Source organism: Vibrio sp. 10N.222.54.A3 (assembly GCF_041474095.1).
Lineage (GTDB): Bacteria > Pseudomonadota > Gammaproteobacteria > Enterobacterales > Vibrionaceae > Vibrio > Vibrio crassostreae_C.
Genome location: NZ_JBFRTN010000139.1, coordinates 1 through 7,765, shown reverse-complemented (window position 1 = coordinate 7,765; position 7,765 = coordinate 1). Strand labels below are relative to the sequence as shown.

General features: G+C 44.6%; 5 protein-coding genes. 1 reads left to right on the top strand and 4 read right to left on the bottom strand.

The genetic code is table 11. From position 1 onward, the window contains the following. Positions 1 to 722: 722 nt before the first annotated feature. The 4 genes from AB4507_RS21760 to hemC are packed head-to-tail and all read right to left on the bottom strand — an operon-like array spanning position 723 to position 4,819. The gene (locus tag AB4507_RS21760; protein WP_017061005.1) at positions 723 to 1,904 is read right to left on the bottom strand and encodes a heme biosynthesis protein HemY; all 1,182 of its coding nucleotides are present in this window, start codon (positions 1,902 to 1,904) and stop codon (positions 723 to 725) included. Further along, positions 1,904 to 3,130: a uroporphyrinogen-III C-methyltransferase gene (locus AB4507_RS21755; protein WP_065584265.1), complete on the bottom strand. Its 1,227-nt coding sequence runs from the start codon at positions 3,128 to 3,130 to the stop codon at positions 1,904 to 1,906. Before AB4507_RS21755 ends, AB4507_RS21760 begins: the two co-directional genes overlap by 1 nt. 19 nt (positions 3,131 to 3,149) lie before the next feature. Continuing rightward, positions 3,150 to 3,878 (bottom strand): uroporphyrinogen-III synthase, encoded by a 729-nt coding sequence (locus AB4507_RS21750; protein WP_137001939.1) that lies wholly within the window; start codon positions 3,876 to 3,878, stop codon positions 3,150 to 3,152. A 2-nt stretch (positions 3,879 to 3,880) separates the two neighbouring features. After that, on the bottom strand, positions 3,881 to 4,819 hold the full coding sequence (gene hemC / locus AB4507_RS21745) for a hydroxymethylbilane synthase (protein ID WP_048610790.1): 939 nt from the start codon (positions 4,817 to 4,819) through the stop codon (positions 3,881 to 3,883). A gap of 344 nt (positions 4,820 to 5,163) precedes the next feature. Between hemC and AB4507_RS21740 the strand changes: the two genes are divergently transcribed. Beyond that, entirely contained in the window at positions 5,164 to 7,692 is a 2,529-nt protein-coding gene (locus tag AB4507_RS21740; protein WP_017066755.1) for a class I adenylate cyclase, read from the top strand. The last annotated feature ends 73 nt before the right edge of the window (positions 7,693 to 7,765 follow it).

The window sequence follows — 7,765 nt, the reverse complement described above, 5'->3', positions numbered from 1 at the left end:
GAAGGTCTGTAGCGCTTGGTATGAGTCTTATTATTCGTCTCAGAGTTTGTAGAGGCGCTTTACGTTGATCACGAGCTCTGATATTCCGACACTTATTATTAAGCTCTGCTCTCTCTAGCAGCGCTTGATTACGTAAGTTTATACTTGTGGCTATTGGTTCGTTGATTAACTTTTCCTGAGCGTCTTGAGAGCTCTATCTCCTACTAATTTGAACTGGCTGATAAAGATGCCTCGTTTCTAATAACAAGGTTTTGTTGGTCGGTAACTCTTGCTATCTCCCTCTACTTAATAGATTAATCTACAGGCAGTTACGTGAACTCCCCGGTTATAACGGTTTATAGTTGGAACGTTGATGGCTATTTAATTGTTAATTCAACGTGACTTTAAGTGGGCATCTGTCTGCGGGTAAATATCTTTAAGCGCCTTCTCTCAAGCTGATCTCCATTTGTTCTTGAACTTCAAGGTATCACTTTTCTCTATGACTCCTCTCGAACCTCTTATAAGGACTTGTTTATAAGAATGGTAAAACTACGTACAGACACAACTAAAGTCGTTCTCCGTGTGTTTGAGAAGCCCAGTTGAGCAATTTCATGGTTAGTTGGTATTGGGCAGGTAAGGGTTCGATGAGTTTGGTTTATAGCTATTGTAGAAGTTATCTATGGATAAGTAACAGATACAAAAAAGCCGATGCTAGGCATCGGCTTAGTTTGAGACACTTTAAATTAAGCTGGTTGAACTAGAGCGAGCGCTTTACGAGAAACCTCGTGAGCTGCTTTCGTCAAGTTTTGCTTCTCTAGTGCGTCAGATAGGTATCCGTAATCTGAAACATTTGAACGAAGTGCTAGGGCTTTTTCGAAGTGGCTTTGTGCTTCCGCCCACTTCTGCTCTCTTAAGTAGAACTGAGCCAGCGCGCTGTGTGCTTCGGCATTACCACTGTCTTTACTAATTGCACGTTCTAGCATGACCACTACTGGGTGGTGATCGGATAAGTTCAGCTCTGGAAGCAACATGTAGAGTTCATTTGACCCACTCTTTGCAATGTTCTCTTTGATCACAGTGAAGGCTTCTGAGTCAGCTTTGCGAGCGATAAGTTGCTTCACAAAGCAGGATACAAGGTGCGAACTTTGTTTCTGTTTTCTTGAAAGCTTGTTCCAATGGCTGATTAAACCTTCGCTACCTTGCTGTTGTGCCACATCATGAAGTAGCCCACATTGTGCTTTCTGTTCTAATTCACGTTGCTCATCAGCTGTTAGAAGTTTGTTCTTAACTAATTTAGGAGTTAACTCTAGCAATGGCTGCCATAACTTCAGTTGCAAGTAAGTGGCTTTTAACAGGCCAAGTACAGCAGTGTTATTAGGGTATGTGCCTTTTAGGGTCGAAAGTGTATCGAATGCAGCTTCGTAGTTTGACTCGCTGATTTGCTGTTTAGCTTTAGTTAGCTCAACCGCTAGTAGAGAGTCGTCCTGTTGGCTAGCAAGCTCGATGTACTTATCTCGCTCACTTGTATTACCTTGTTCGTGTGCCGCTTGAGAAGCGACTAAATAACAAAGTAGAGGCATGTCGTGATGGTTAGCCCAACGAGTTACTTTCTTCTCAGCGCCTTTCCAGTCACCCTCAAGTAGCTTGATAATGCCTTCATTGGTATAACGACGAGAACGTTTCAGCTTACGAACACTGAACCAGTTCCAAGTTGTCGAGCTTGCGTACATAAGCTTTTTAAATAGGTACTCTAAGCCGAATAGAGCCGCTAGAAGAGCAATGACAAAGATAACCAGTGTTGTCACGCTCATCTCAATAGTCTTATTCGCAATTGAGATCAGAACGTAGCCTTGTTGACCAGAGAACTGAGTACCAACAATTAACCCAGCACCTAGAACGAGAAAAAGAAAAATCCAACGAATCATTATTTTTCCTCCGTGGTCATAACGGTGACTTCACGACGTAGGCGCTCACGTATCACATCTGACAACTCATTTTGAGATTCAAGCTTTACAGGGTATTTCACAGAGATGTTCTGTTCACTTAGCTGTTTAATCGCTTTCTCAAATTCAATCACTGAGTTGTTATCTTGGTTTAGATACGCTTTCGACCACTCGCTAGCGGTATTAAGAGCTGCGCTATAGAGTTCACCTTGTTCTTTGTAGACGGCGCGAATCGCGGTTTCTAATTTACCTTTGATGTTTTCACGCAGGTAGAAGTGTTGTTCAGGAGAGAGTAGAGGGATAACTTCGCCATCACGACTACGGAAGGTAATGAAGTTTTCTGAGAAGTCTTTCATCGACGTCATCAGGTTGTTCTGCCAGTCATTAATATCTTGAGATACGGCTTTTTTCTCAACAGCGGCAGCCTCAGGCAGGATTGCATTGGCAAGCGGCAGCGTATCGACTTGTTGTTGTAGGCTTGTGATGCGTAGAACTAAGCCATCACGGTCGATAAGAGGAATAGTGCGAAGCTTAGTAATGTCATTGGTCATTGATTGACGAAGAGAGACCAAGCTTGGGTCATTCAGTGCGGCGATACGTTGATCGGCGCTTTCCATTAGTTTGGTTGCACTAACGGCATCATGCTCGAGGAACAGTTTACGTCCTGCTAGTTTCACAAGGTAATCAGCTTCAGCAAGCAACCAGTCATTCGGGCGGCGACCTTTCACGTCAGCCACTGCTAACTGCAGGCTTTGAATGCTCTTCTGCTGTTGAGATTGCACGACCTGAGTTTTCTCCACCGCGTGTGAGGCTTCTTGGATAGTCTCTTGCTTGATGGTTTGTAGGTCTTTATTTACCGCAGATTGGGTATTTTGCAGTTGAGCTTGAAGAGCGGCGATTTGAGCTGAGTACTCAGCGCTCTTTTGCTGCATTTGAAATGCGATACCGCCACTGAAGATAATTGAAATAGCGATCGCAATAGCGCCTAGTTTGACACCGCGCTTACCTTGCTTTTCTGCTTTCTCTATTTGCTCTTTATGCTCAGCTTGAGGCTGCTCATTTTTAGCGGTATTTGAAGCAGAGGCATCAAGCTTCTGTTCAGGTTGTTTTGTCTCTGTAGAGTCAGCTTTTTCGTTTTCAACAACTACTGGCTGAGTATCTTGTTTCTTTTCAGGTTCAATATGCTCATTATTTTTTTTGCTTGTCATGCTTATTTCCTGTTTCTAGCTAGGGCCGGAGAGCAGCCAGTAATATTTGGTTCGTAGCACTGTGAGTATTGGTCACATTCGAGAAACCGAGTTGCAGTGCTCGTTCTACAATGCGCTGGCTTGGGACAAATAGATGTCTTGTTGAAAGCCAAGCCAAATACTCATCAGGGGTAATTGAGCAGAGATACTCCAATTGTTCCTGACTAGTGATGACAACTTTGGACGTTTTTTTGTTTATCCATGTTTGATAGGTATTGTGGTCGCTAATAGGAATATATTCTCTACGGTAGGTCTCACAATAAGAGACTTGTGCACCTCGATTGAGTAGAGAATCTCTAATGAGCTCACGCCCACCATTACCACGTAGTATCAAAATGGACTTATTTTCTACGCCATTAAGTTCAGTAAGTTTAAGAAGATGTTCACTATCACTAACTTGAGGATAGTTTACTTTTTGTTTACAGACTTTGCTTAAAACGTGCGCAGTTTTTTGACCAACGCCAAGATAAAGCGGCGAAGTGGGCCAAATGGAGGAGGTTTTCGAAAGGATGCTTTGGGCAGCGGTCACGGCGTGGTGACTGACTGCAATAATGATATCGCTGTTATTAAGCTGGGTGCTTAAATCCGCAGAGTTGGGATTATCCACGATACGAATCAGCGGATGATGGATTGCTTGAACCCCTTCATCCGCTAGTTGTTGGCAAAGCGATTGTCCCTCTGAACCGGGACGAGTCACCAACACTGTCATGATTATTCTTGGTCAGCGTAGAGCTTGGTTAGGATTTCTCTTGCACCATCATCTAGCAATTGATTTGCTAGAGTCACGCCAAGCGCTTCTGCATCTTTACGAGGACCAGAGATCTCACCACGAACCATCTTAGAACCGTCCGGTTCACCAACTAATGCACGTAGCCAGATGTTGTCGCCATCTAATAGTGAATAGCTACCGATAGGCACCTGGCAACCACCTTCTAGAGTAAGGTTCATTGCACGCTCGCAAAGTACGCGATCAGCCGTGTCTTTGTGATTCAGCGGCTCAAGAAGCTTGATTAGACGTTCATCATCTAGACGACATTCAATACCAACAGCCCCTTGGCCGACAGCCGGTAGAGACTGTTCTGGTTCGATGAAGCTACGAATACGTTCTTCTAGTTCTAAACGCTTAAGGCCTGCAGCAGCCAGCACGATCGCATCGTATTGGCCATCATCGAGTTTACCTAGACGAGTTCCAACGTTGCCGCGTAGCTCTTTGATGATGAGGTCAGGGCGGTATTCTAACAGTTGGCATTGGCGACGCAGGCTACATGTACCTACGACAGCACCTTGTGGGAGTTCGTCGATGTTGTTGTAAGTGTTTGATACGAAAGCGTCACGCGGATCTTCGCGCTCACAAATCGTTACCAGACCTAGACCTTCAGGGAAGTCGACAGGTACATCTTTCATTGAGTGAACGGCTAGGTCAGCACGACCTTCTAGCATTGCTACTTCAAGTTCTTTAACGAACAGTCCTTTACCACCCACTTTAGCAAGCGGAGTGTCGAGGATGATGTCACCTTTGGTCACCATAGTTACCAACTCAACCTCTAAACCAGGGTGAGCAGCTTGCAGTGCATCCCTTACAAAGTATGCCTGCCAAAGGGCAAGAGGGCTTTTTCTGGTCGCGATACGGATTGGTGCTGAATTTGTCATGGTGTTTCCGATATAGGTTCTGTAATAGCCTAATCCTACCATTATGAGGCGAGAATTCTTACTGTTTGATCATTCCATACTTTGATAGCTGAGAGATTTTCATGAGTTCACCAAAATAGTGTGATTGGTATCTCATTTGAAACATGGGCTATTATTAGAAATAGTCAATAAAGAGGACACTACGGCGCCGTGAGTTTAACTTTCTGTCATCAAGGAATTGACCAGTATGACGGGTTCCTTTGCTTTACCATTAAGGGTAAAAGTGTTAAATTGATCACGTTTTGTTGCTCCTTTCGTTCAGTAACTAAACAGAACTGCACTTAACCTCAAACCAAGGACTTACCTTGCAGGCTTACACTCAAACTTTGATTCAACGATTAGACAATCTAAATCAGCAGCGCATTGATCGTGCGTTGGCGTTGATGAATGTGCAAGGCCAGCGAGTATTCAACCTTATTCCCGCACTGCTTCACTTCAATCACCCGATGATGCCTGGTTATTATGACCAACAAGTTCCTTTTGGAATTCGTAGCTTCACGCTTAATGAATTCCAAAAGCAATTTGTCTCTGATACCGAATTAACGCTGGGTGGCAAACTCACCGAGACGGATGAACCTGCAATCCTTGGTTTGTACACCATGGGTAGTACTTCTTCTATTGGTCAAAGCACTTCAAGTGATCTTGATATTTGGGTGTGTGTTTCCCCGGATATGGACGGCGCATCTCGCGATAGCCTAACCAACAAGTGTTTGCTGATTACCGATTGGGCTGAAACCTTGGGAGTAGAAGCGAACTTTTTCTTGATGGATGAAGAGCGTTTCCGTTCGAATCATTCAGAAGAGATGACAGGCGATAACTGTGGTTCTTCACAGCACTTATTACTGCTTGATGAGTTCTATCGCTCTGCGGTTCGTTTGGCTGGTCAACGTTTGTTGTGGCAAATCATTCCGCCAGAAATGGAAGAGTGTTACGACGAGTATGTTCAAGGCTTGTGTCAGGATGGTTACCTTGATTGCTCGCAGTGGATCGATTTCGGCAAGCTGAATCGTATTCCTGCTGAAGAGTACTTTGGTTCAAACCTGTGGCAGCTCTATAAGAGTATCGACTCACCGTATAAATCGGTTTTGAAGGCGATCCTGTTAGAAGCCTATTCATGGGAATACCCAAATACCCAACTGCTGAGTATTGATACCAAGCGTCGCTTCTTCGCGGATGAACCTGATCTGTATGGCATGGATAGCTACTATCTGATGCTTGAGAAGGTAACGCGCTATCTAGAACGCATTAACGACCACACTCGATTGGACTTGGTGAGACGCTGTTTCTACCTTAAGACCCACGAGAAGTTGTCACGAGATGCGGGCATTGGTTCTGTTGCGTGGCGTCGTGAAGCCTTAACTGAGATGACTAAATCTTGGAATTGGGGACATGAAACCATTGCTGAGCTTGATAACCGCCGTAACTGGAAGGTTGAGCAGGTTAAAGTGGTGCACCATGCACTGCTTGATGCCTTGATGCTGAGCTATCGTAATCTGATTCAATTTGCGCGTCGTAACGACATCACTTCGGCAATCAGTCCACAAGATATCAGCATCTTGGCACGTAAGCTTTACGCTGCGTTTGAGGTCTTGCCGGGCAAAGTGACGCTACTGAACCCGCAAATCTCTCCAGACCTGCACGAACCAGATTTGAGCTTCATCGAAGTTCGTCAGGGTCAGTCGAATAAAGCCGGTTGGTACTTGTATAAGCAGCCACTGGTTGCACACCGCATTCTTGGTCAGCCTTCTCTTGAACACCATGAGTACTTGAGTAAGTTGGTAGCATGGTCGTTTTTTAATGGCTTGATTACCGAGTCGACGCGTTTGCACTCTGTGGTACGTGACGCTCACATCGATATCGATAAGTTCTATCAAATGGTGAGCGACCTGCGTAATACGTTTTCTTTGCGTAAGCGTCGCCCAAGTATGCAAGCACTGGCGAGCCCGTGTGAGATAAGCCAGCTAGCGATGTTCATCAACTTTGAAAATGACCCGACGTCTGAATTAAGTGGTCGTGCATTAAAAGTGGACCTCAAGAACGCCGATATCTTCAGCTTTGGTGAGGAAGGTAAGAGCTTAGTCGGCAGTGTCGACTTAGTTTATCGTAACTCTTGGCATGAAGTACGTACGCTGCATTTCCAAGGTGATACGGCAATGCTGGATGCGCTGAAGACGGTACTTGGCAAAATGCACCAAGATGCTTTACCGCCAGAATCGGTTGATGTGTTCTGTTACAGCAAAAACCTGCGTGGTGTGATGCGTAACATGGTGTATCAACTGCTTGCTGAGTGTATCGATTTACGATTGAAACCGATTGAACCCGAGAAGCGCCGCCGCTTTAAGGCTATTCGTTTAGCTAATAAGATGTTTGGTCTGTTCTTCGAACGTCGTGGTGTGTCGGTACAGATGTTGGAAAACTCGGTCGATTTCTACCGTAGCATCTCAACCAATAAGCTCAAAGGCTCACCTTTACTGATGCTCGATAAAGAGCAAGAGTATCAACTGCCAGAAGTGGTGGATGGTTTTGCGAGCGAGGGTTTGATTCAGTTCTTCTTCGAAGATACCGACAAGGGCTTCAATATTTATGTATTGGACGAATCGAATCAAGTTGAGGTGTATCACCAATACAGCGGTGAAAAAGATGAGATGATCGCGAGCGTGAATTCTTTCTACACATCGGTAAAAGATGAGTCGAAGATGTCGTCTAAGTTGATTAACTTTAACCTACCTCAGTACTACCAAATCGTTCATCCTGAAGAAGGCAATTCTTACGTTGTGCCTTATCGTAACGATGCAACTCTAGCTTCTCGGAGCTCAAAGATAGTTAACATCTAGTCTTACTAAGACTGATTGATATTAAAAAAGGAGTGATTGATTCACTCCTTTTTAGTTGTGCGCCGAGCATGGC